Below are 21,488 nucleotides of genomic sequence, written 5' to 3'. Positions count from 1 at the left end.
TGACAATGATGGATGCCGGTGGGCGGAGCGACCTTTGGAGGATTCGGTGGGCGGGCGACTCGGCAGGTATGCACGGCTTGTGCTCGTCAACCTCCTCCGCGGGGTGGCGCAGATCGTGCTGGCGTTCGCGGCGGGCCTTCCGCTGTTCATCCTTGCGGTGCTGTCGATCGCGTTCATCCCGCTGGGGGTCGGGATCGTGCTGGTGCCCGGGGTGTTCCAGGCGATCCGCATGGTGGCCGATCAGCAGCGGGCGTGGGCGTCCACGTGGTCGGGGGTCGAGATCCCCTCCCCGTACCGGCCGGAGCCGCCCGGCGGGTTGGGGCCGTTCCGGCGGTTGAGGTGGGTGCTCGCCGATCCGGCGACATGGCGCGACCTGGTATGGACGCTGCTGAACGTGCCGATCGCGCTCGTCATCGGCGTCCTCGCGGGCGGTTCCGCGGTGTACGGGCTGGAGGGCGCGCTGGTGGCGCCCTGGGTGGCGCAGATCACCGACTACGGGTGGGGCCCGTTCTGGCCGCTGGACGAGTACGGGCTGATCGGCTTCGTGGGCTGCTTGGTGCTGGGGACGGCGATGACGGCGGCGTCCGTCCCGCTGGGCAGGGTGTCCCTGAAGGCGCACGCCGTGTTCAGCCGGTCGCTGCTGGCGCCGACGCGGGGGGCGCTGGCCGAGCGCGTGCAGCGGCTCACCGAGACGCGGTCGGAGACCGTGGACACGTCGGCCGCCGAGCTGCGCCGCATCGAGCGGGACCTGCACGACGGCGCGCAGGCCCGGCTGGTCGCGCTGAGCATGAACATCGGGCTCGCCGAGGAGATGATGAAGCACGACCCCGAGATGGCGCAGCGGCTGCTGGCCGAGGCGCGGGAGGCGAGCGGGACGGCGCTCACCGAGTTGCGCGATCTGGTGCGGGGCATCCATCCGCCGGTGCTGGCCGAGCGCGGGCTGGACGGGGCCGTCCGCGCGCTGGCGCTGACGCTGCCGCTGCCCGTGGACGTCCATGTGGACCTGCCAGGACGCGCGGAGGCGCCGGTCGAGTCGGCGGCGTACTTCGCGGTCGCGGAGATGCTCGCCAACGTCGTCAAGCACTCCGGCGCCCGGCGGGCCTGGATCCAGATCGAGCACTCCGGCGGCCGGCTGCTTATGATCATCGGGGACGACGGGACGGGCGGCGCCGACCCCGCCGGCGGCAGCGGCATGCACGGCATCGAGCGCAGGCTGGCGGCCTTCGATGGGACGATGGCGGTGACGAGCCCTCCCGGCGGGCCGACCGTCGTGACCATGGAGCTGCCGTGCGCGTTGTCATCGCCGAAGATCTCGCCCTCCTCCGGGACGGGCTGATCCGCCTGCTGGGGGCGTTCGGGTTCGAGGTCGTCGAGGCCGTCGACAACGGGCCGTCGCTGCTGCGGGCGCTGACCACGCACCGTCCCGACGTGGCGGTGGTGGACGTCCGGCTCCCGCCGACGTTCACCGACGAGGGGCTGCGGGCCGCGCTGGAGGCCCGCAAGGAGATCCCGGGCCTGCCGGTGCTGGTGCTGTCGCAGCACGTGGAGCAGCTGTACGCGCGGGAGCTGCTGTCCGACAGCACGGGCGGCATCGGCTACCTGCTGAAGGACCGGGTGTCGGACGTCAGGGTCTTCGTGGACTCGGTGCGCCGGGTCGCGGACGGCGGCACCGCCCTCGACCCGGACGTCGTGTCGCAGCTGCTCACCCGGCACGCCCGCGAGGAGCCGCTGCAGCGGCTGACCCCGCGCGAGCGCGAGGTGCTCGGGCTGATGGCGGAGGGCCGCTCGAACGCGGCGATCGCCGGGCAGCTCTTCGTGACCGAGAAGGCGATCAGCAAGCACACCAACAGCATCTTCGGCAAGCTCGGGCTGCCGCCGTCCGAGGACGACAACCGCCGCGTGCTGGCCGTCCTCGCCTATCTGGGCGCCTGAGCGTTCCGCGCGTCCGCCGGGCTACCGGGCCCACGGCGGGACGAGCCGCTCGGCGCCCTGAGGGGCGATCGCGCACCTGGTGTCGTCCACCAGCTCGTCGGGGTCGTAGGCGAGGCAGCCGGCGTGGGCGGCGACGACCGCGGTGAACCCGGTGTCGCCGGCCGTCATCTGGCGGGGCACGTCGGCCGCGAGGACGATCGTGTCGCCCTGCCCCGCCTCCAGCTTGCGGCCGTCGAGGTCGATGGCCGCCGCGCCGTCCAGGAACGTCCACACCTGCTCGGTGTCGAAGGCGTGCAGCGGGCCGGTCTTGCCGGGCAGCATGTCGACGCGCCAGACGGCGATGCCCTCGGTGCCGCCCTGGGTGGGCGTCGCGAAGGTGGTCATGGTGCCGTTCGGCGTCTCGGTGCGGCGGCTTTCGGCGTTGCGTACGAGCGTCATGGGGTTCCGTCCCGTAAATTGGTCAATGTGGTTGTCCATATAGTCAATGAGGTTGTCTTTTATGTCAAGCGCTCCCCCGGACCCGCCCGGCTTCGAGCTGCCGCTGCGGCTCTTCCTCGCCTTCCGCGTGATCATCGACGAGCTGCACGCCGAGCTGGCGCGCGAGGGGCACTCCGAACTGCGCCCGATGCACGGGTTCGTCTTCCAGGCCATCGGACCGGACGGCACGACGGCCGTGGAGCTCGGCCGCCGCCTCGGCGTGTCCAAGCAGGCGGCGGGCAAGATGGTCGAGTCGCTGGAGCGCGCCGGGTACCTCGAGCGCGCCGCCGACCCGCGGGACGCCCGGCGCAAGATCGTCCGGCTGACGGCCCGCGGCGCGGACTCGCTCGCCCGGTCCGCGCGGATCTTCGAGCGGATCAGGGACGACTGGGTCGCCGTGCTGGGCGCGGACCGGCTCCGGGCCCTGGAGGACGATCTGCGCCGCATGACGCCCGCCGACCTGTGGCGCCTCGACATGCCCGGCTGGTTCGGGACGTCCTGAGCTTTCTTCGGCCGCCGGTGACCGTACGGGTCCAGGCAGCCGCTTAGATCCTGGCGGACGCCCATCAGGCGCCCGCCCCCTTCCCTGTTTCCGGGACAATGGATCGCGTGCTCACGGCCGTGCTGTTCGACCTCGACGGGACGCTCCTCGACCACGAAGGCGCCGCGGGGGAGGCGATCGTCCGCTCGTTCCCGGACGTGGACCCGGCGTGGCTCGTCCGGCGGTGGGTGGACCTGACCGAGGACGCCGTCGACCGGTACCTCGCGGGCGAGCTGGATTTCCTCGCCCAGCGCCGCGTCCGGATCCGCACGCTCGCCGGGGATCTGGGGCTGGGAGACTGGGACGACACCCAGGCCGATGCGTGGCTCGCCGGATACGTCGCGCTGTACCAGGCGGCGTGGCGTCCGTTCCCCGAGGTCGGGGCCGTCCTGGACGACCTGGCCGGGCGAGGGCTGCGGCTCGGGGTGATCACGAACGGGCATGCCGCGCAGCAGCGTGCGAAGGTCGCGGCGCTCGGCTTCGCGGACGTCCTGCCGTACGTCGTGGCGTCCAGCGAGGCGGGCTCCGCGAAACCGGACGCCGCGATCTTCCGGGCGGCGTGCGCGGGGCTCGGCGTCACCCCCGGCGAGGCCGCCTATGTCGGCGACCGGCTCGTCACCGACGCGCAGGGCGCCGCCGCGGCCGGGCTGACGGGGATCTGGCTGGACCGCTCCGGCTCCCCCGCCCCGGACGACCTGGAGGTCCTCCGCGTCACGTCCCTGGACGCGCTGCCTCCGCTGTTGTCGTCCTGACGAGGGCGGGCGGCGTCGGAGATGCGGGCGGCCTTGAGGCCGCCCGCATCTCCAAGCTCAGGAGGGAGTCTGGAGGGCGGCCTGGATCTCCAGGACGATCTGCACCTTCTCCCCCAGCCCGAGCCCGTTGCCGCCCGGGATCTTGGTGGTGTCGCCGACGCCGAACTCCAGCCGGCTGATCTCGCCGGTCGCCGTGAACCCGACCCGGGCGCCCCGGAACGGGTCGTCCTGCAGGAACGGGTCGGGCCCGAACCCGCCCACCTCCAGCTTCAACGGGATCTCCCTGGTCAGGCCGCGCAGGGTCAGTTCGCCGTCCAGGACGAAGCCGTCGCCGTCCGGGCGCAGGCCCGTGGAGCGGTAGGTCATCGCCGGGTACTTCGCGACGTCCAGGAAGTCGGCGGACCGGACGTGCTCGTCGCGCTGGGCGTTGCCGGTGTCGACGGAGGACAGGTCGACGGTCGCGGTCACCGACGAGTCGAGCGGGTCGTCGCCGGTCACGATCGTGCCCTGGAACGTCCCGAAGCGGCCGCGGACCTTGCTCACCATCAGGTGCCGGATCGTGAAGCCGACACCGGAGTGGACGGGGTCGATCGTCCAGGTGCCCGCGACGTAACCGGGGATCTGGACAAGCTCGGCGGTCATGGCGTCTCCTAAGGTGGTTATGAATGGTGAGAGGGTTCCGATCAGGAACCGTCTCCATGGTGCGGACCCCCGCGGAGCCGGCACAAGAAGGCACTTTTTCCTGCCTCGGTCACCTGGAGAGAACCAATGGAGCACACGACGGCGGGCTGCAGGGCCCGCGAGATCCTCGACCGGGTCGGCGACAAATGGTCGCTGCAGGTCATCGCGCTGCTCGGGGAGCGCACCAAGCGGTTCAGCGAGCTGCGGCGCGAGATCGACGGGATCAGCCAGCGGATGCTCACCGTCACCCTGCGCGGCCTCGAACGCGACGGCATCGTGATCCGCACCGTGTACCCGGTGGTCCCGCCGCGCGTGGACTACTCCCTCACCCCGATGGGCGCGACGCTGATGGACGCGGCGAACACCCTCGTCCGCTGGGCCGAGAACCACCTCGCCGAGATCGACGCAGCCCGCGCCGACTACGACGCCCGCGCCGCCGAGTCCGCGTCGGAGAAGGAATAGGCGGCACCGGAGAAATGGCGTGCCCGGGCGCGGGCACGGCGGTACTTTGGACGGTGATGGACCTTCACGAGATGGGACGGCGAGCTAGCCGCGCCGAGCTGGGGAACGGGCAGTCGTGCCCGGCCCGGCTCGGCGGTGCGTGCCGTCGTCCCATCGACCTCGTGAGGCCGTCCCATGCGTTCGACTGACATTCGCTCGACCTTTCTCGACTTCTTCGAGGAGCGCGACCACCGCGTCGTGCCGTCCAGCTCGCTGGTTCCGTCCGATCCGACGCTTCTGCTGACGAACGCGGGCATGAACCAGTTCAAGCCGTACTTCCTCGGCGAGACCGCGCCGGAGCATTCCCGGGCGGTTTCCGTGCAGAAGTGCGCGCGCACATCCGACATCGAGAACGTGGGCCGTACCACACGGCACTCGACGTTCTTCGAGATGCTCGGCAACTTCTCCTTCGGCGACTACTTCAAGGCGGACGCGATCGCCTGGGCGTGGGAGCTGTTCACCCGGCACTACAACCTCCCCCCCGGAACGCCTCTGGGTCACCGTCTACCTGGATGACGACGAGGCCGAGCGTCTCTGGCGGCGCGTCGGCGTCCCTTCGTCACGGATCCAACGGCTCGGCATGGCGGACAACTATTGGTCGATGGGCATACCCGGCCCGTGCGGGCCGTCCGCCGAACTCCACTACGACCGGGGCCCGTCCTTCGGACGCGAGGGCGGCCCAGCCGTGGACGGCGAGCGCTACCAGGAACTGTGGAACCTCGTCTTCATGCAGAACCTCCGCGGCGAAGGCTCCGGAAAGGACGGTTACCCGATCCTGGGTGAACTGCCCGCGCGGAACATCGACACCGGACTCGGACTCGACCGTCTCGCAGCCGTATTGCAGGACGTGGACACGGTGTGCGAAACGGACCTCCTCTCCCCCACACTCCGGCTCGTCCAGGAAATGGCGGGCCGCGCATATCCCGGACGCGACGGGAGCGACGACTCGACCTCCTTCCGGGTGGTCGCGGACCACTCCCGCTCGATCGCGTTCCTCATCGCCGACGGCGTCATGCCCGCGCGCGACGGACGCGGCTACGTGCTGCGCCGGCTGATGCGCCGCGCGATCCGGCACGCGCGTCGGCTCGGCATCGACCTTGCGCTGCCGGACCTGACGTCCAGCGTGGTCGCGGGTCTCGGCGGGACGTGGCCGGGGCTGACCGAGCACGCCGAGCTGATCCGCCAGGTCGTGACGGCGGAGGAAGAAGGCTTCGACCGCACGCTCCGCCAGGGCTCCCGCCTCCTCGACGCGGCGATCAGCCGCGCGACCTCGACCATCTCCGGCCGCACGGCGTTCGAACTGCACGACACCTACGGCTTCCCGATCGACCTGACCGTCGACGCGGCGCGCTCGGCGGGCCTCACCGTCGACGAGGCCGCGTTCGCGGAACTCCTCGACGACCAGCGCCGCCAGGCGCACCAGGCCGGCCGTGACAGGAAGGGCGACGCGGTGGCCCGCCAGGAGGTCTACCGCCGCGTCACCGCCGAGCACGGCCTCACCGAATTCGTGGGCTACTCGTCAACAACGGCGGAGACCACCGTGCTGGCGCTCCTCGGTCCACATGGCGAGATGCGGAGCGCTCACCCGGGCGACGAGGTCGATCTGGTCCTCTCCCGCAGCCCGTTCTACGCGGAGTCCGGGGGCCAGGTCGGCGACACGGGCGAACTGCACACCGGCACCGGGCGGGCCCAGGTCCTCGACACCCGCCTCGGGCTGGACGGTCTGCACGTGCACACCGCCCGCATCCTGGACGGCGAACTTCATCCGGGCGACGCGGCGGAAGCGGCCGTCGACACGTCCCGCCGGGACGCGACCGCGCGATCCCACAGCGCCACCCACGTCCTGCACGCGATGCTGCGCCGCGTCCTCGGCGAGCACGCGACCCAGCGCGGGTCACGCGTAGAACCGGGGCGACTGCGTTTCGACTTCACGCACATCTCCTCGGTCGACACCGCACCCCTCCAGACGCTCATCAACGACTACCTGCTCGACGACCCCGAAGTACGTGTCTGGGAGGCGACCCGAACCGAGGCGGAAAGAGCCGGCGCGACAGCGCTGTTCGGCGAAAAGTACAACGACACCGTCCGCGTCGTGGACATCGGCGACGCGTCCCGCGAACTGTGCGGCGGTACCCATGTCGGCCACGGCTCGCAGGCGGGCCCCGTCCACATCGTCGGCGAGTCGTCCATCGGCACGGGCCTGCGCCGGATAGAAGCACTCACCGGCAGCGACGCGCTCCGCCACTACGACCACCAGCGCCATCTCCTCGACGAACTCGCGGCACTGCTGAACGTCCACTCCGACCAGGCCCCGGACCGTCTACGCCAGCGCCTCGAAACCCTCGCAGAGACCCAACGGCAACTGGAAACACTCCACCAAGCGGAACTGAACGCCCACTCCCAGCACCTCGCCTCCCAGGCCGAACCACTCGCGGGCGGCTGGCTGGTGGCGCAGACCGTCCCCGGCCTGACCAGCACGGACCTCCGCACCATCGCGACCGGCATCCTCGACCCGCGCGGCGTGGTCGTCCTCGGCACCGAGGCCGACGGCAAAGCGATACTGGTGGCGGCGGCAGGCGCGGAAACCGGCATCCGGGCCCGCGACCTCCTGACCCGCGCCGCCCGGGAGGTCGGCGGCGGGGCGGGCGGCAAGGGCCCGATAGCGAACGCGGGCGGCCGCCGCCCGGAAAACCTGCCGAAGGCGATCCGCACAGCCGCGACCGAAGCCCGAACCCTTCTGGGACCGCGGTAATCAGAGTCCGGGCGCGCCCCACGCGGGCGCGCCCGGCCATCCGTGTCGGGCTGGCGGGATTTGAACCCACGACCCCTGGCACCCAAAGCCAGTGCGCTACCAAACTGCGCTACAGCCCGCACACCACCGCCGACCGCGATGACGGGGGAAGTCTAGTCCCGATCCGCCCCCGCCCGCTGCGCCGAACGAACATCACCGCCCGGCCGACCCGTCCGCCGCCGGAACCCTGTACGCTACGGGATGGCGATCGAGGCCCACCCGGGCCCTCCATCCGCTCGCGGGCGTAGCTCAATGGTAGAGCCCCAGTCTTCCAAACTGGCTACGCGGGTTCGATTCCCGTCGCCCGCTCTCCCATCTCCCAGGCCAGAGCCCTGTAGGGCGATCTTGGACGTGAAGATATCCGTCACCCATCTGTCACTGGGATCTGGCACATCTGAGCGTCGCCTGGTTCAATCGCGGACCTTAGTGATCACGGTCTGACCGTCTCTGGCGGAGATCAGCACGGTGGCGGATCTTGCGTCCTCAACACGGCCCTTCGCGCCCGAACGTGTCCTCAGCCGCCAGGTAGCTGGGCATTCGATGCGTCCGGGTCGATAATCTGCCGGGTCGGCGGGTGGATGCCGTCGGCGCCGATCATGATGTCCGCGTCGAGCCGATGGCTTCGCCCAAGGGATGAAGACGAGGGTTACGTGCCGACTCGCCGCGGTGGACCCGTTCGGCGTGGTTCGGTGCCGAACGAGTCAGGCGTTCCCGGCTGAGGACGGGCCGGTGTGTCCGCCGTAGGAGACGATCTTGTATTCGGTCGCCGCCAGCGACAGGGTCAGCTCCTTGAGCCGCCGGCGGATCGTGTCGCGGTGTTCGAGCAGCAGGTCAAGGCGGTCGGGGACGGTGTCGTCGCCCTCATCGGCCAGCTTCATGTAGTGCTGAAGGTCGCGCATGGCCATCCCCGACAGGCGCATGCGGGTCAGGAACACCAGTCTCCGCACCGCCGCCGCGTCGTAGCTGCGGTGGCCGCTGGCGTCGCGGGCCACCTCGACCAGCCCGATCCGCTCGTAGTAGCGCAGCGTGTGCGGCGACATGTCGAGCAGGTCGGCGACCTCCGTGATGGTCATGGGGTCGGTGGCGGCGCTGACGTCGACGAGGCGGTGGATCACCTCGACCGACATCGGGCCGTCGACCTCGTCGAGGGCGGCGAGCGCCCTCGACATCAGATCGTCGGTGGCCATGACGACACTCTAGATCGGCCGGGCGGACGCGGGGGCGCCGGGGAAGTCGGCGGCACGCGCGGTGGGGGCCCAGCGTCCGAGCTCCTCCAGGTTCTGCCGGTAGGACCTTCCGATGCGCTCGACCGCCTCACGCCCGAGCGGAAGGCGCAGCGGCAGTTCGTCACCGGCGACCAGGTCCACGATGATCTCCGCGGCCCGTACCGGATCGCCTTCCTGCATCCCGTCGGCGCCTGCCATGTCGTTGCGGACGGCCTCCAACAGCCCGGTGTACGCGGCGCTGGCGTCGGCGACCCCGAGCACGTCGGGCGCGTTGAACGAGGTGCGGAACCGGCTCGGCTCGACGATCATCACCCGGACCCCGAACGGCGCGACCTCGCCGGCCAGCGCCTCCGACCAGCCTTCGAGCGCGAACTTGCCGGCCGAGTACGCGCCGACACCGGGGAAGGAGATGCGCCCGCCTTGGCTGCTCATCTGCACGATCGTGCCCGACCCCTGCTCGCGAAAGTACGGCAGGACGGCCCGCACGAGCGCCGCCGGACCCAGCAGGTGCAGTTCCAGAGATGCACGAAGCTCCTCCTCGCCAACCTCCTCGGCCGCGCCGACGACCCCGCGGCCGGCGTTGTTCACCAGCACGTCCACCCGCCCGAACCGGTCGACCGCCGACCGTATGACGTCCCCCGCGCGCCCGGTGTCACGCACGTCGAACTCGGCGACCAGCACCTGGTCGCGGTGGGCGTCCGCGAGGTCGGCCACCGACCCGGGCTGCCGCACGGCCAGCACCGCGTTGTCGCCCCGCCCGACCGCGCACTCCGCGATGGCACGGCCGAAGCCCGCCGACGCGCCGGTGATGATCCATGTCCGCTGAGTACCTGGTGGAGATGTCATGTCGGCGACGCTAGAAGTTCGAGCGCGCTCGAACGCAAGCGCGGCGTCCGCCGCTGCTCCTCGACGGTCTGCCTGCCGAGCTCCACGTCGTCCCTTGGTCCCGAACCCAAGGACCGGATACGCCCACCACGGCCCCAAAGCCGCCCTCGGTTCGCTGAGGATCTTCCGTGACTTTGCGGCGGCACCGAGGTAGTCGACCTTTTCCCGCTTCTGCTCGCGTCGATCTCCCCCGCCGACGTTGGTGCCCGCAAAGGTCCACGCCACCGCGCGCAAGGCGCTTCCGTACCGCGTGGTTCGCCCGGGAACTCCTCCAGGTCGGTGAGCACCTTGGCCGTGGCCTTTCAGGAGCTTCCACCGTGCTTGGTCGGCTGCCGGGATTCGCTGTGAAGCCGATCTGAAGCAGTCGGGTGCTTCACTCACTCTTGGCTCCACTGTCCGCCTAGCCGGGCAGGCCGACAACCGAATGGAGAAAGCCGCATGTTTCGAAGCGCTCCCCGGCCCAGCAGCAGACGATCGGCGATAATGCTCGCGGCTTCCAGCACGTTGATGACGGCCGGAATCCTCGGAGCTTCCGTCGCCGCGGCCACAGCGGCCCAAGCAGCGCCGGTCCAAGCAGCGCCGTCGCGGTCCGCACAGAGCATCATCTGGGTCTATGTGTGGGCCACCAATGTCAACGTCCGCGTCGGCTCGACCGCAGCGTGCAGCAACTACCCGTCCACCACCAACTGTCCAACGATCTACCGGAAGGTCTCCGAGCAGAACATCGGGGTTTACTGTCAGAAGCGAGGCCAGCCGATATCCAACTCGGGTTACTCCAGCGAGTGGTGGTCGTACACCTATAACGGCTCCGAGCGGCCCACTGGCTGGGTGAGCAACGTCTTCATCCGCGGAAAGGCCCACCTCGACGGGGTACCCGACTGTGCGTGGTGAGCATGGTCCGTGGAGGTTCCATGCAGGAGTTGGTCGGGACGGCCTCGGCGTGATGCTCTCGAACCGGTCCGGCCGAGCTTCATGATCATGTGCCTCACTCTGGATCGATCCCGTCATGCGCGAGCGGAGCTCATGAGTGCACTCCGTCCTAGTTGGTGAGAAGCGGCTACGCAGGTTGCGAGGAGGAGTGCAGCCATCCGGCGACCCCGTGCCTGGTGAAGTTCGCGCCCTCGCCCGCCGTCGACAAAGATCTGGCACCGCCCCATGATGGGCACCCGTACCTTCGCCCAGGTGTGTGTGCCCTGGGCGCGGGCCGGTCCAAGCCCCACCTGCCGAGCGGGGACGCCGAAGGCGTGGCGGCGATGCACGCCACCGGGTACCGCGTCGATCTGGAATGGTGGATGGACGGCGAGTCCTGCTGCTTGGAGAACTGTGCGCAGCCACCGATGAACGCCTGACACCACCACGGGGATTGATCCCATGCGTTACGGCTGGTCCGACCTGCCACCCGAGGTACTCGACACGGTCAAGGCGCACACCGGCTCTATCCACAGGGTCGAGCCAGCGCCCGCAGGCAACCACGCCGACATCACCGCGACCGTCCACACCACGGACGGCCGCCTGTTCGTCAAGGCCGCCCGCAAGACCGCGCGGGACACCGATGGCCCGGAAGTCCGGTCGCTGCGCTGGGAAGCCGCAATCAATCCCCATGTCACCGAGTACGCCCCCCGCCTCCATTGGACCGTGGAGGCGGGCGGGTGGCTCGTCCTCGCCTTCGAACACGTCCAGGCCCGGCACGCCGATTACACCCCCGGCTCTCCGGACCTGGACGTCCTGGCAGAGATCATCGACAGCCTCCAGGCGCATCCACTCCCCGACGTGCTGGAACGCAAGAGGATCGAGCGCCGCTGGGAATCGATGGGCGACGTGTCCGCGCTAGCCGGCGCCACACTGCTGCACGCCGACCTCAACCCCGCCAACGTCCTACTCGGCGACGACGACACCGCCTACGTGGTGGACTGGACCTTCGCCGGCCGCGGCGCCACATTCCTCGAGATGGCGCTGCTCATCCCTTGGCTGTTGAAAGCCGGACATACCCCGGCCAAAGCGGAGCACTGGGCCTCGCAGTTTCCCGCGTGGACATCCACCGCCCCGAGCACCATCGACCTGTTCGCACGCGTCTTCGACGACAAATGGCGGGCCAACCTCGCCACCAACAGCAAGAGTTGGGCGCTCGAACACGCGACCGCAGTGTCGCAGTGGGCGTCGCACCGACGCACTCTCGCTCGTACGCCCTGAAGCTGAACCCAGTGCTCCGCCCAGAAGGATCTTCAGAGAGCCCTGGCCTTACCGCTCGGCTCAGGGCTCCGTCGTGATGCGCAAGATGGGCTGTCAGGGTAGGTCGTGTGCTCCGCGCTTGATGTCGGCGGCCAGTCGGCGAAAGCGCTCGACCTGAAGCGTGATGCGGGGGCCGCTCGGGTCCTTGCTGTCACGCACGCCGACGTCCCCGGAGAGGTCCGCGACCTCCACGCAGTTGGACTGGCCACCTGTACCGCTGCGGCCCGACTTGCGCCACTGGGTCATCTGTACTTCTCCAGTTCAGCCTCCAGGAAGGCCCGACTTGGGCCGACCGGGGCGGCTATGTCGCTCATCAAGTCGTACCTTACTGCCACTTCTTGCACATCGAACGGGTCCATGAGGAAGCAGCCACGCGTCGCCGCCTCGGTGTAGGCGATGTCCCGGTCCCCGACAGTGAGGAGCACGAAAGGGCCGTCAAGGCCCGGATGCGCACCCGAGTTGTTCTCCACTATCCGGATGCTGATGAGGGGAAGCTCGCTCAGCTCGATCAGCCGAGAGAGTTGGCCGCGCATGACGTCCGGACCGCCCACGATTTGCGACACTGCCGCCCAGCCGAGAAGAGCCGTCACTCGTGGTGGCTTCGTCTTCCCGAAGACGGTGGCCTGCCGTGCCAGTCGCCGCTCAAGGGTCGCATCAAGATCCTCTGCAGTTCCGGCGCTCAGTGCGGCACGCGCGTAGTCCGGTGTCTGGAACAGCCCCGGGATGACTGATGACTCCCACATCCTGAGCCTTGATGAGCGCGCCTCCAACTCGGTGAGTTCCAGCAGCCAGTTGCCCTCGTCGGCCCGCTCGGCAAATCCGACGAGGGCTGTGAACATGCTGTCCGCGTTCCACACTCGGTCGATGATCTCCGCGTGCTCCCGCTTGAGTTTGAGCGTGTTGGACTCGTACCGGGAAACAGTCGAACGGTCGCACCCAAGCAGATCACCGAGAGCCTGCCCTGACATCCCGTGTGCCTTACGGTAGCGACGCAGGTGGAACGCTATGAAGTGCCAGATGGATCTTGACGGGTCGAGCGACTCCCGCGCAAGCATGGCCTCTCCAGTTTGTTGCGAATGCTTCCGGAACGTAGCGAGCGTAGCCCAGAGCGAGCACGCTTACACCCGAAGTAACCGGCAACGTTCCGAAGGTCGTAGCGATATGTCCGTGCCTGCCCCAGAAATCCCGACTCTTCTTCTCGACCCCAACGAGAACGCACCGGCGTTGGCGAGAGATTTCGTCGCGGCGCAGTTCCGGGAGTGGGGCTCCGCGGACGACTTCATGGCGCGCCTGGTGGTGTGCGAGCTGGTGACGAACGCCTGGCGGCATGGCGAGGGTCAGATCATCCTTCGCGTCTTCCGCGACGTCCGCGCGGACTTGGCGGTGATCGAGGTGTGGGACCGGGGAGAGGGCTTGCCGGTGGTCGGCCCGGAGGACTTGGAGGCGACCTCGGGGCGGGGCCTGCTGCTGATGTCGCAAGTCGTGGACGACTGGGGAACCCGACCGATCGCGGAAGGCGGAAAGATCGTATGGGCCAAGTGCGCCCTCTGAGCGCCCAGGTCGAGCAGTGCGTCCTGCGGTGGCGGACGTACCGGGGCCGGGCTACGGCGGAAACGTTCCTGAGCATGTTGGCCGTGGCTCTGGAGCCTCGCGGGGGGCGCACCGTCCGGCTCTATCGCTCGCAGGGGTTCGCAGTGCCCCTGCTGTGGATCTATGTCGGCGGCCCGGACAGTCACGTCGGGCTCGGGGTGGTCGTACTGGCCGTTCCGGGTGTTGCATGGGGGTACCACGACGCCGAGCGCGGGCGGCGCGGCTACCTGGCTCCCTGCGGAGACGCCAAAGCCGCCGCCGAACAGGTCGAAGACCTGCTCAAGCACCGCATGTTCCCCGGCACCTGGTAGACCGCAAGAGGGACGCGCCCTGTGGGACGCGGGGCCCAACTAGGTTTGCGCAGTGCGGTGGGTGCGGAGCGTCCGCAGTGGCAGGGTGTCGCACGCTCTCTTATTTCTGCAGGTCAGAGCATTGTGGAACGATCTTGGCCGCCCTTTCCAGATTGTTCGTATTCCCCTCCCCGCCGGGATCGGGCACGCCCGAACGTCACCGGGTCCACGGCGGTGACTTTCACCCGGCTTGGGCCGCCCATTCATGGCGCTCTCGTCGAGGGTGGATGGTTGATCCGCGAATCAGTGGATATGGGTGCATCGTTCAAGTTGGCGTGGAACCTCTGCGTGCGACGAGCCAGGACCCCCGAACGAGGACGTGATGGACAAAGACAGGCAGCCGCTCGAAACGCGGCGGTCCGAACAGGATGCCGATGTCGTCCGCCCCGCTTCGATCGAGCGCCGCAGTACCGGATCCGCCGTGAGCGCGCGGGACCTGACCGGGCGTCCGGTCGGTGCGCGGCGTCCGATGGAACCGCAGCGCGCTGGTGAGGGCGGTCTGGCCCACGTGGTCGAGGTCCTGCTGGACAGGGGCTTGGTGATCAATGCCGACATCATGGTGTCGGTCGCGGGTGTGGAGCTGCTCGGAATCCGGTTGCGGGCGGCGCTGGCGTCCTTCGAGACCGCGGCGCGCTACGGCCTGGAGTTCCCCTCGGGGACGAATGTGGAGACGGCCGCCTGGAAGGAGACCGAGGATCCGAAGGAGAGCTGCCCCGACTGCGGTAAGCGAACTCCAACGCGGCAGTTGCTGGAGGAGTACTGCCCGTGGTGCGGCTGGCGCAGCGCCAAGGCGCTGACCGAGGCCGCGCGTGAGGGCGGTTCGGCCGAGGCACCTCAGGACGGCGATGCCGACTAACTCCCCCATGAACGGGCCGTCCGCGCCGCTGCGCCCCACGCGCGACCCCCAGGTCACCTTGGACGATCTGCTGGAGGTCGTGCTGAACAAGGGCGCGGTTCTTCACCTGGACCTCATCATCGCGGTCGCCGACATCCCGCTCATCGGAGTCAACCTGCGGGCTGCGATCGCCGGCATGGAGACCATGCTGGAGTACGGGCTGCTGCAGCAGTGGGACGCCGACACACGCGCCTGGGCGGAGCGCGCCACCGCCGCGACGCCCGAACTGAAGCAGGACGAGCGGGTGGTGATCCGGTCGTTCGGCGGCCACTGCGACGAGCGCGGCCTGTCCAAGACCTGGCGGCCCGGCACGCTCTTCCTCACCGACCGGCGCGTCCTGGTCTACCGGCGCGAGCCGCGCGGGGTCCTCTGGGAGGCGCGGCTGGAGGACGTCGACGCCACCCGGTTGCAGAGCGAGCGGACGGTCGGCGGCGAGGAGCGCCTGCGGGTGCGCGTGGAGCTGACCGGTGGGGGCGGCGCGCTGCTGTCGGCCGCGAAGCCGGAGGAGTTCGACGAGAGCCTGCGCCGGCTCGCCCCGCACGTCCGGTCCGAGGCGCCCGGTCCCCTTGCCCCGGACGACGGCGGCCCCGAATGCGAGGGCCACATGTGGTACCACGAACCACGCAGGGACGGCGCGCTGTGGCGCGGGGGCCGGGCGCGGCTGGAGAACGGCCGCCTGACCTGGAGGGCGCCGACCGACGGCCGCCCGGCTGTGAACCTGGACACCGGCCGGATCCACGGCGTGCGGCTCGAGCCCGGTTCCACGCCCTCGACCGGCCTGGACCGCCTGGTCGTGGACGCACCGGGCGAGCAGCTCGTGCTGGCCACCGCAGAGGCGCCGCGCTGGATGCGGGCTCTGGCCCCGTCCGCCCGCGCCGTCGGTGCCGGTCCTGACAGGAAGGAGCCCCATGGCCATCACCGTTGACGAGAACAGCCTCAAGAACGGCGTCCTCACCCTCGTCGTCACTCTGGTCGAAGTGATCCAGGAGGCGCTCGAACGGCAGGCCGTGCGCCGGATGGAGGGCGGCGACCTCAGCACCGAGGAGCTGAACCGGCTGGGCGACGCCCTGCTGGAACTGGACGAGGCCATGCAGGAGATCAAGTCCGAGCACGGCATCACCGCGTCCGTGGCGGAGCTGCACCGCGGCCTGGACGAGGTCGTCGACGAGGTCGTGGACCGGCTGGCCAACCCCGACCGCTGGGCAGACGAGATCGAGGGCGGAGGTGTCCGGCGTTGACCCAGGAAGCGCTGTACGTGTACGCGCTGCTCGCCGATCCCGGGACTGACGCCGACCCCCCGGGCGAGGGACTCGACGGCGCGCCGCTGCGGCTGGTCCGCGCCGCCGACTGCGGGCTGGCGGCCGTCGTCCACGACGCCCCCGCTCAGCCCTACCAGGGGCCGGACGACGACGTCCGCCGCTGGATCCGCGCACATGACGAGGCGGTCGAGGGCGTGCGGCGCACGGCGGGCGGCGTGCTGCCCATGACCTTCAACGTGCTGGTCGCCCCCGGCGAGGACGGCGACGCCGCAGGCCGCCTGCGCGCATGGCTGCGGGAGAACCGGGACGACCTCAACGACCGCCTCGCCCGGCTGCATGGACGCGCCGAGTACCGCGTGGAGATCACGGTGGAGAGTGCGGCCGTGCCGACCGACGACGCCTCCGTCCAGGAGATCGAAGAGCGCATGCGGCAGAGCTCGCCCGGCCTCCGGCGCCTGCTGGGCAAGCAGCTGGACGCCCAGCGCAGGGCCGCCGCCGAAGCCTTCGCCGACCAGTTGCACGCCGACGCCCGCCGGCGGCTGAGCGCCGTCGCCGAGGACCTGGCCGACCGCCGGCGCGCGACGCGCCGTCCCGAGGAGACAGAGGTGCTGTCCCTCGCCCTGCTGGTGCATGACGACGATGTCGAGAACCTTGGGTTCATCCTCTCCGAACTCCAGGAAAGCCATCCCGCCGTCAACGTGCGCTTCTTCGGTCCGTGGCCGCCGTACTCGTTCACCGGCGGGGAGCAACTGGCGACACCGGACGCCACGAGCACCATGCCCGGTCACTGAAGCCCCCCGGATCGATGGGCGCTCGGCGACCGGGCACCATGCCCGGGGGCGCCGCCGACCCGCAGGCCCTGGCCAGCCCCGAGCCCTCCCCCGGCTAGGGCTCCACCCGTCCTGGGGCGCTTTCCTCGGCGAGTTGCCAGAGGAGCTCGAAGCGCTCCTTGCACTCGCGGGTGTAGTCGGTCCGGGTCCGGAGGCGGGTCATGAAGAAGCCGAGTTGGCGGTTGGAGGCCGGGACGACTTCGTAGGCGACCTCCTCGTCGAAGAGGATGAAATCGGTCGGGCTGTCGAGGATGGAGGGAATCTGGTTGTAGCGAAGTGCCCTGACCTCGATTCCGGCGCCGCGCTGCTCCTGGGTGATCGACCGGAAGTCCTCGTCGTTGAAGTCAGGGTCACCCTGCATGATGAACAGGCGGCGGATGGTCACTCCCCGGCTCTTGGCCTCGACCTGGGCCTTGAGGTAGCGCCGGCCGTGCTCGCTCGTCCAGAAGCCCCCGGTGAAGTTCTCCCCCTTGCCGTCGACCGTGGTGGTGCTCGTCGCATCGAGGGTCTTCATGGTGGCGTTGGTGAGCTGGAGGATCCAGTTGTGGTCCTCGCCGTCGCAGGTCACCTCGCCCTCGCCCCGGCTGAGCCTGTCGATCAGGTCGGTGTCGCCCTTCACCACGATCTCGGTGAACCGCCTGATCAGCGGCGGGCAGTCCTGGCCGAAGTTCACCACGGCCTCGCGGAATTTGGTGAAGGCCTCGCGGTCCAGGGCCGAGTCGCCCAGCGCCTGCTGCCACTTGGCGGACTCGATGGCCAGATCGGTGGCGCGCATCCACCGTTCGATGCCCTCGACCCGGCCGTCGAAGTCGATCAGCAACTGCACCAGCATGATCACGCCGCCGATCAGGACCGACAGGGTGAGCGACTGGGCGACGGACTGGTCCGCGACGTAGTTCGTGATGACGAAGGCGAAGGCCCCGGCGGCCGTGGCAGCGGCGATCCTCCTGATCACGGCGCCGGTGCTGATCGTCGGTAAGGGTTCTCTCGACACGCTCAACAACTTCCTGGATAACGCTCCGCAGCCTTGATCACTTCTGCTGAACCACGTAGCTGGCCTTGTCATGGAACCCGAGGACGGTTCCGCCGTCCGCGACGAGCCGGCCCAGGGTGTCCCGGACCGCGCTGCGCCAGCGGACGGCCAGATCGGAGCCGGCCATGCGGGTTCCCTCGATGTCCGGAGGCACATCGAGCAGGACCGTCTCGGAATTCGTCGGGCGGACCTCCGGCGCCCCGTCCGGCCGGACGACGAGCAGCCGCTGCGCGTCGTCCGGAATCGTGACCGGCATCGGACGGCCGTGCTCGACCGCCTCTCTCACGTCAGGCTCCGTGATGTGCCAGACGACCCTGATCCGGTCGGACTGGTCCTGTCCGTTGATGGCGTCGGGCATATGGCCGTAGTGGTTCTCGAGGTAGGTCTCCGCGCGCGCGCCGAGCTTCGCGAGGTTGAAGTGCGCGTTGCGGCGGACGAGTGGATCGAAGGTCCAGATGATCCGCTCGATCCCGTGGTCCATCGCCCAGCGACGCTGGTGCAGCTTGAGTTCCAGCCCGGCGTGCGGCTTGACCGCGCCGGTCACGTACGACAGGAGCGCCCGCCCGTGCGGGGGGCCGAAGTGACCGACCGAGGCGCCGACCAGGGCACCGCCGAGAAACGCTCCGGCGACGTAGTTCCCCTCATACGCGTAGCCGCGCATGATCTCCTGGAGGATCGAGAGTGCGCCGTCCTCGAACCCCCAGATCTGGTCGAACAACTCGCAGGCCGCGGCCAGCTCGTCGAGCTCCCGTAGTTCCCGGATTACAAAAGCGGACATGCCCACCTGCCTGCGGTCGGTGCTCTTGATCCAAGATGCGCGATCCCGTATACATTTCTACAATGAACGCGGGACGTTTCGGGAGGACTATTGCCCATGCACCGCGAGACTGATCTTGGCCAGGAACGGTCAGCGAATTCGAGTTTCAACCGAGACGTTTCGTGGAACCAGATGGACTTACCGACCTACTGGCAGTCCAACTACCAGGAACCGCACGGGGACGACCTCCGCTTCGTCGCAATGATCGGCGCCTTCATGGTCGACCATCTGCAGGGCAGAACCGACCTCCAGGGCGTCGACGTCGGCACCGGGGCGAATCTCTATCCCGCCTTCTCCATGCTCCCCTTTTGCTCCGCGCTGACGCTGATCGACCTGTCTCCCTCCAGCATCAACTGGCTCACGCGCGAGCTCGACGGTTCACTGGCATCCTGGGCTCCCTTCTGGGACGAGTTCGCCAAGATCCCCGTGTACGCGGCCGCCGGTCCGTTGCACGAGGCCATCAGGGCTCGGGCCCGGATCGAGATCAAGCAGGCGTCGGTCTTCGACCTCCCCGGCGAGCAGTGGGACGTCGGCACCATGTTCTTCGTCGCCGAATCCATATCCGGGGACCGGGAGGAGTTCAGGGCGGCGCTCGCGAGGTTCGTCGAGGCACTCCGGCCGGGAGCCCCGTTCGCGGTCGCGTTCATGGAGAACTCCGAAGGCTGGCGGGTCGGTGATCAAGACTTTCCGGCGGTGGCGGTGTCCATCGAGGATGTCGTCGCGTCCATGCCCTTTTGCACACAACTGCACTATGTGAAACGGCTGAGCGCGGAGGCAAATCCGATCCGACCGGGGTATACTGGGATGATCTTGGCTTGCGGCATCAAGAGATCGACTGAAAGCTGAGCAAGATGAGGATTCAGCCACGCGAAGAACTCCTCAACCTCTGGCGCTCCGTCGTGAAAGTCTCACTCGACGGAGACAAGTGGCAATGGGGCGGCCGGTACGAGCGCAATTCGATCAGCGATGCCGAGCAGCTCCTGTGCATCATCTATCCGGCGACGGTTCTCCCCTACTTCCGCCTCGACCAGCCCGACGACACCGCCGACGACATCCTCGAGGTGCTCCGGCCGCTCGGCGACGAGCTGGACATCCCCCAGCGCCTGATCGAGCTGCTCATCGAGCACATCGAGTACTACACCGAGAGCGACGGCCCCTCCTTCACCGGAGGCAGCTACTTCAAGGGCGCTCAGGACGGCGTCGAGCCCACCCCGGAGCAGATGCAGGTCGACGTCGTCGACTCGTTCTCGATGGCGGTCTCGCTGATGCTGAGCACGCTGTCGCTCGTCCGCGGCTTCGGCAACACGGTCATGAACCCCGAGGTCGAGCGCCGCCTGCGCCACCTCGAGCGGATCGCGAACGTCCGGCTGACCGCCGCGATGGTGGGCCTGCTGCGCAGCTTCGTCATCAACGTCTTCACGCCCGACTCCGACGAGGGCCGGGCCCTGCTCGGCACGGTGAACCGGGCCAACCGCTCGGATCGCCAGGTCGCCGAGGAACTGCGCTCGTCGCTGCAGGAGATCCGCGCCTCCCTCGGGGACGTGACCTTCGGTTTCCGCCAGCAGCGCGCCACCGAACTGATCGAGAACCGCAACCGGCTGTTCGAGATCGGCTGGACCTGGGGCATCGCCGAGGACGCCCCGGAGGTGGAGATCGCCCCCTCGGTGACGAACCAGCGCAGCGGCATCGCGGAGAGCGCGCCCTTCCTCTACTTCACGGTGAACGCTCTGGACGGCATCGCCGACCTGTTCTCCGGACGCACGACCGTCCTCGGCCTCCTCAACGAGGAGCAGCAGCGCCTCGCCGGCGCGCTCAAGCTGCGGTGGGAGCTCACCCAGCGGTACTGGGGCACGATCGCGACCTTCGGCGAAGGCCGCAGGTGGCCGCTGGAGGACCTGCCGTGGCGCACCACCGACGACCGGGAGTCCGACCACTTCAGTCTGCTGATCATCTCGCTGGTGCTGCAGGACCAGGAGGTCCGCGGCACGAGCACCATGGAGCTCCCCCGGCTGGCGGAGATCCTCATGAAGCTGGGGGAACGCGGCCGCGTCACCAGCCGGGCCACCCGGGACGACGCGGCCATCCGGTACCACACGCCGGGGACGGAGATCCAGCTCGGCGGCAGCGGGGGCGACGGGCCCGACCTGCTCTGGCGGCTCAACGACTTCGCACCGCTGCTGCTCAAGAACGTCCTGCGCCTCGCCAAGCTGTCCAGGGACGCCGACATGCGGGAAGACCTCGTCCAGACCGCGGACGAGATCTGGGACCACATCTTCCGGCGCCGGATCGAACACTCGGTCAACGCGGGGCTCTGGGACGACGCGGCGAACGTCTTCGAGGGCCTCAAGAAGCACAACGACCGCCCGTCGTGGTACTACACCGAACGGATCGTCGAGTGCATCGTCATGGCGATCAGCCTCATCCGGGATCCGCTCCCGCGCAGCGGCAACATCCACGCCTACGCCCGCGGCATCCTCAGCGAGACCGACAACCTTTTCGATCTGGAGCTTCTCGAGGCGAACGTGGTCGACCGGGGAGCGTTGCGCGCCCAGCTGGAGGAAGCGCGGCTCAACCTGAACCACGCTCATGAGATCTCGTCGCTGCGGCCCGCCACCGCCATCGGGATCGCGATGGAGATCCTGCGCATGCTGGAGAAGGTCGGTGTAGCCCGGCAGAACGCCGCGGAAGGGACCGGTTGA

Annotated in this window: 26 protein-coding genes and 2 tRNA genes; 19 read left to right on the top strand and 9 right to left on the bottom strand. The window is 69.1% G+C overall.

All coding sequences use genetic code 11. From position 1 onward, the window contains the following. The first annotated feature begins 79 nt into the window (after positions 1-79). The gene (locus SM418_RS15990; protein WP_371941272.1) at positions 80-1,336 is read left to right on the top strand and encodes a sensor histidine kinase; all 1,257 of its coding nucleotides are present in this window, start codon (positions 80-82) and stop codon (positions 1,334-1,336) included. After that, entirely contained in the window at positions 1,288-1,932 is a 645-nt protein-coding gene (locus SM418_RS15985; RefSeq protein ID WP_371941273.1) for a LuxR C-terminal-related transcriptional regulator, read from the top strand. Before SM418_RS15990 ends, SM418_RS15985 begins: the two co-directional genes overlap by 49 nt. A 21-nt stretch (positions 1,933-1,953) precedes the next feature. Here SM418_RS15985 and SM418_RS15980 read toward each other — a convergent pair whose 3' ends face one another. Further along, entirely contained in the window at positions 1,954-2,370 is a 417-nt protein-coding gene (locus SM418_RS15980) for a cupin domain-containing protein (protein WP_371941275.1), read from the bottom strand. 61 nt (positions 2,371-2,431) lie between these two features. Between SM418_RS15980 and SM418_RS15975 the strand changes: the two genes are divergently transcribed. Together SM418_RS15975 and SM418_RS15970 are read left to right on the top strand one after the other, a co-directional pair. Continuing rightward, positions 2,432-2,911: a MarR family winged helix-turn-helix transcriptional regulator gene (locus tag SM418_RS15975; RefSeq protein WP_371941276.1), complete on the top strand. Its 480-nt coding sequence runs from the start codon at positions 2,432-2,434 to the stop codon at positions 2,909-2,911. A gap of 107 nt (positions 2,912-3,018) precedes the next feature. Continuing rightward, on the top strand, positions 3,019-3,702 hold the full coding sequence (locus tag SM418_RS15970) for an HAD family hydrolase (protein ID WP_371941278.1): 684 nt from the start codon (positions 3,019-3,021) through the stop codon (positions 3,700-3,702). 57 nt (positions 3,703-3,759) lie between these two features. Here SM418_RS15970 and SM418_RS15965 read toward each other — a convergent pair whose 3' ends face one another. Continuing rightward, positions 3,760-4,344, bottom strand: coding sequence for a YceI family protein (locus SM418_RS15965; protein ID WP_371941279.1), 585 nt, complete (start codon positions 4,342-4,344; stop codon positions 3,760-3,762). Positions 4,345-4,470: 126 nt separating this feature from the next. On the opposite strand from SM418_RS15965, the gene SM418_RS15960 reads away from it, so the two are divergent. The 3 genes from SM418_RS15960 (at position 4,471) to alaS (ending at position 7,636) form a co-directional block, all read left to right on the top strand. Next, a complete protein-coding gene (locus tag SM418_RS15960) occupies positions 4,471-4,845 on the top strand; it encodes a winged helix-turn-helix transcriptional regulator (protein ID WP_371941280.1) in 375 nt (124 codons plus the stop codon). Between the two features lie 174 nt (positions 4,846-5,019). Continuing rightward, positions 5,020-5,400, top strand: coding sequence for an alanine--tRNA ligase-related protein (locus SM418_RS15955; protein WP_371941281.1), 381 nt, complete (start codon positions 5,020-5,022; stop codon positions 5,398-5,400). Further along, positions 5,393-7,636, top strand: a complete 2,244-nt coding sequence (gene alaS, locus SM418_RS15950; protein ID WP_371941563.1) for an alanine--tRNA ligase — start codon at positions 5,393-5,395, stop codon at positions 7,634-7,636. The genes SM418_RS15955 and alaS overlap by 8 nt, the downstream gene beginning before the upstream one ends. A gap of 45 nt (positions 7,637-7,681) precedes the next feature. Here the strand turns inward: alaS and SM418_RS15945 are convergent. Then, positions 7,682-7,755, bottom strand: a tRNA-Pro gene (locus tag SM418_RS15945). A gap of 158 nt (positions 7,756-7,913) precedes the next feature. Here SM418_RS15945 and SM418_RS15940 point away from each other — a divergent pair. After that, a tRNA-Gly gene (locus SM418_RS15940) sits at positions 7,914-7,984 on the top strand. A gap of 392 nt (positions 7,985-8,376) precedes the next feature. On the opposite strand, the gene SM418_RS15935 is transcribed toward SM418_RS15940, so the two are convergent. Further along, entirely contained in the window at positions 8,377-8,862 is a 486-nt protein-coding gene (locus tag SM418_RS15935; RefSeq protein ID WP_371941282.1) for a MerR family transcriptional regulator, read from the bottom strand. A 9-nt stretch (positions 8,863-8,871) separates the two neighbouring features. After that, positions 8,872-9,747, bottom strand: coding sequence for an SDR family NAD(P)-dependent oxidoreductase (locus SM418_RS15930; protein ID WP_371941283.1), 876 nt, complete (start codon positions 9,745-9,747; stop codon positions 8,872-8,874). 522 nt (positions 9,748-10,269) lie between these two features. On the opposite strand from SM418_RS15930, the gene SM418_RS15925 reads away from it, so the two are divergent. The 3 genes from SM418_RS15925 to SM418_RS15915 all read left to right on the top strand — a co-directional run bounded on the left by SM418_RS15925 (position 10,270) and on the right by SM418_RS15915 (position 11,976). Further along, positions 10,270-10,677 carry a hypothetical protein gene (locus SM418_RS15925; RefSeq protein ID WP_371941284.1) on the top strand — a complete coding sequence of 136 codons (408 nt, stop codon included), beginning with the start codon at positions 10,270-10,272 and terminating at the stop codon, positions 10,675-10,677. Between the two features lie 293 nt (positions 10,678-10,970). Further along, positions 10,971-11,135 (top strand): hypothetical protein, encoded by a 165-nt coding sequence (locus tag SM418_RS15920; protein ID WP_371941285.1) that lies wholly within the window; start codon positions 10,971-10,973, stop codon positions 11,133-11,135. 22 nt (positions 11,136-11,157) lie between these two features. Beyond that, the gene (locus SM418_RS15915) at positions 11,158-11,976 is read left to right on the top strand and encodes a phosphotransferase family protein (RefSeq protein ID WP_371941286.1); all 819 of its coding nucleotides are present in this window, start codon (positions 11,158-11,160) and stop codon (positions 11,974-11,976) included. Between the two features lie 93 nt (positions 11,977-12,069). On the opposite strand, the gene SM418_RS15910 is transcribed toward SM418_RS15915, so the two are convergent. Together SM418_RS15910 and SM418_RS15905 are read right to left on the bottom strand one after the other, a co-directional pair. Then, positions 12,070-12,261: a DUF397 domain-containing protein gene (locus SM418_RS15910; RefSeq protein ID WP_371941288.1), complete on the bottom strand. Its 192-nt coding sequence runs from the start codon at positions 12,259-12,261 to the stop codon at positions 12,070-12,072. Further along, positions 12,258-13,070 (bottom strand): helix-turn-helix domain-containing protein, encoded by an 813-nt coding sequence (locus SM418_RS15905; protein ID WP_371941289.1) that lies wholly within the window; start codon positions 13,068-13,070, stop codon positions 12,258-12,260. Before SM418_RS15905 ends, SM418_RS15910 begins: the two co-directional genes overlap by 4 nt. 106 nt (positions 13,071-13,176) lie before the next feature. Here SM418_RS15905 and SM418_RS15900 point away from each other — a divergent pair, with 106 nt between their 5' ends. The 6 genes from SM418_RS15900 to SM418_RS15875 all read left to right on the top strand — a co-directional run bounded on the left by SM418_RS15900 (position 13,177) and on the right by SM418_RS15875 (position 16,900). Continuing rightward, positions 13,177-13,566, top strand: a complete 390-nt coding sequence (locus tag SM418_RS15900; protein ID WP_371941290.1) for an ATP-binding protein — start codon at positions 13,177-13,179, stop codon at positions 13,564-13,566. An 83-nt stretch (positions 13,567-13,649) separates the two neighbouring features. After that, complete coding sequence (locus SM418_RS15895; RefSeq protein WP_371941291.1) at positions 13,650-13,916, top strand: hypothetical protein; 267 nt, start codon at positions 13,650-13,652, stop codon at positions 13,914-13,916. Positions 13,917-14,376: 460 nt separating this feature from the next. Then, positions 14,377-14,811: a gas vesicle protein gene (locus SM418_RS15890; protein ID WP_371941293.1), complete on the top strand. Its 435-nt coding sequence runs from the start codon at positions 14,377-14,379 to the stop codon at positions 14,809-14,811. Then, positions 14,801-15,775 (top strand): gas vesicle protein, encoded by a 975-nt coding sequence (locus SM418_RS15885; RefSeq protein ID WP_371966076.1) that lies wholly within the window; start codon positions 14,801-14,803, stop codon positions 15,773-15,775. The genes SM418_RS15890 and SM418_RS15885 overlap by 11 nt, the downstream gene beginning before the upstream one ends. Continuing rightward, positions 15,759-16,088, top strand: coding sequence for a gas vesicle protein K (locus SM418_RS15880; RefSeq protein ID WP_371941295.1), 330 nt, complete (start codon positions 15,759-15,761; stop codon positions 16,086-16,088). Before SM418_RS15885 ends, SM418_RS15880 begins: the two co-directional genes overlap by 17 nt. After that, entirely contained in the window at positions 16,085-16,900 is an 816-nt protein-coding gene (locus SM418_RS15875) for a GvpL/GvpF family gas vesicle protein (RefSeq protein ID WP_371941297.1), read from the top strand. The genes SM418_RS15880 and SM418_RS15875 overlap by 4 nt, the downstream gene beginning before the upstream one ends. A gap of 94 nt (positions 16,901-16,994) precedes the next feature. On the opposite strand, the gene SM418_RS15870 is transcribed toward SM418_RS15875, so the two are convergent. Together SM418_RS15870 and SM418_RS15865 are read right to left on the bottom strand one after the other, a co-directional pair. After that, positions 16,995-17,933: a DUF6879 family protein gene (locus tag SM418_RS15870; protein ID WP_371941298.1), complete on the bottom strand. Its 939-nt coding sequence runs from the start codon at positions 17,931-17,933 to the stop codon at positions 16,995-16,997. 37 nt (positions 17,934-17,970) lie between these two features. After that, the gene (locus tag SM418_RS15865) at positions 17,971-18,750 is read right to left on the bottom strand and encodes a GNAT family N-acetyltransferase (protein WP_371941299.1); all 780 of its coding nucleotides are present in this window, start codon (positions 18,748-18,750) and stop codon (positions 17,971-17,973) included. 96 nt (positions 18,751-18,846) lie between these two features. Between SM418_RS15865 and SM418_RS15860 the strand changes: the two genes are divergently transcribed. Both SM418_RS15860 and SM418_RS15855 read left to right on the top strand, forming a co-directional pair. Continuing rightward, a complete protein-coding gene (locus SM418_RS15860; RefSeq protein WP_371941300.1) occupies positions 18,847-19,635 on the top strand; it encodes an SCO2525 family SAM-dependent methyltransferase in 789 nt (262 codons plus the stop codon). Between the two features lie 5 nt (positions 19,636-19,640). Beyond that, on the top strand, positions 19,641-21,488 hold the full coding sequence (locus SM418_RS15855) for an SCO2524 family protein (protein WP_371941302.1): 1,848 nt from the start codon (positions 19,641-19,643) through the stop codon (positions 21,486-21,488).

The organism is Actinomadura chokoriensis, from assembly GCF_041463665.1.
GTDB lineage: Bacteria > Actinomycetota > Actinomycetes > Streptosporangiales > Streptosporangiaceae > Spirillospora > Spirillospora chokoriensis_A.
This window is presented reverse-complemented; position numbering and strand designations above follow the sequence as displayed.

Bases quoted from the DNA above. Each gene is read 5' to 3' on its own strand.
- SM418_RS15980 (WP_371941275.1), bottom strand. From the start codon at position 2,370: ATGACGCTCGTACGCAACGCCGAAAGCCGCCGCACCGAGACGCCGAAC.
- SM418_RS15975 (WP_371941276.1), top strand. From the start codon at position 2,432: ATGTCAAGCGCTCCCCCGGACCCGCCCGGCTTCGAGCTGCCGCTGCGG.
- SM418_RS15965 (WP_371941279.1), bottom strand. From the start codon at position 4,344: ATGACCGCCGAGCTTGTCCAGATCCCCGGTTACGTCGCGGGCACCTGG.
- SM418_RS15960 (WP_371941280.1), top strand. From the start codon at position 4,471: ATGGAGCACACGACGGCGGGCTGCAGGGCCCGCGAGATCCTCGACCGG.
- SM418_RS15955 (WP_371941281.1), top strand. From the start codon at position 5,020: ATGCGTTCGACTGACATTCGCTCGACCTTTCTCGACTTCTTCGAGGAG.
- SM418_RS15935 (WP_371941282.1), bottom strand. From the start codon at position 8,862: ATGGCCACCGACGATCTGATGTCGAGGGCGCTCGCCGCCCTCGACGAG.
- SM418_RS15930 (WP_371941283.1), bottom strand. From the start codon at position 9,747: ATGACATCTCCACCAGGTACTCAGCGGACATGGATCATCACCGGCGCG.
- SM418_RS15925 (WP_371941284.1), top strand. From the start codon at position 10,270: ATGCTCGCGGCTTCCAGCACGTTGATGACGGCCGGAATCCTCGGAGCT.
- SM418_RS15915 (WP_371941286.1), top strand. From the start codon at position 11,158: ATGCGTTACGGCTGGTCCGACCTGCCACCCGAGGTACTCGACACGGTC.
- SM418_RS15910 (WP_371941288.1), bottom strand. From the start codon at position 12,261: ATGACCCAGTGGCGCAAGTCGGGCCGCAGCGGTACAGGTGGCCAGTCC.
- SM418_RS15905 (WP_371941289.1), bottom strand. From the start codon at position 13,070: ATGCTTGCGCGGGAGTCGCTCGACCCGTCAAGATCCATCTGGCACTTC.
- SM418_RS15900 (WP_371941290.1), top strand. From the start codon at position 13,177: ATGTCCGTGCCTGCCCCAGAAATCCCGACTCTTCTTCTCGACCCCAAC.
- SM418_RS15885 (WP_371966076.1), top strand. From the start codon at position 14,801: ATGCCGACTAACTCCCCCATGAACGGGCCGTCCGCGCCGCTGCGCCCC.
- SM418_RS15880 (WP_371941295.1), top strand. From the start codon at position 15,759: ATGGCCATCACCGTTGACGAGAACAGCCTCAAGAACGGCGTCCTCACC.
- SM418_RS15865 (WP_371941299.1), bottom strand. From the start codon at position 18,750: ATGTCCGCTTTTGTAATCCGGGAACTACGGGAGCTCGACGAGCTGGCC.
- SM418_RS15860 (WP_371941300.1), top strand. From the start codon at position 18,847: ATGCACCGCGAGACTGATCTTGGCCAGGAACGGTCAGCGAATTCGAGT.
- SM418_RS15855 (WP_371941302.1), top strand. From the start codon at position 19,641: ATGAGGATTCAGCCACGCGAAGAACTCCTCAACCTCTGGCGCTCCGTC.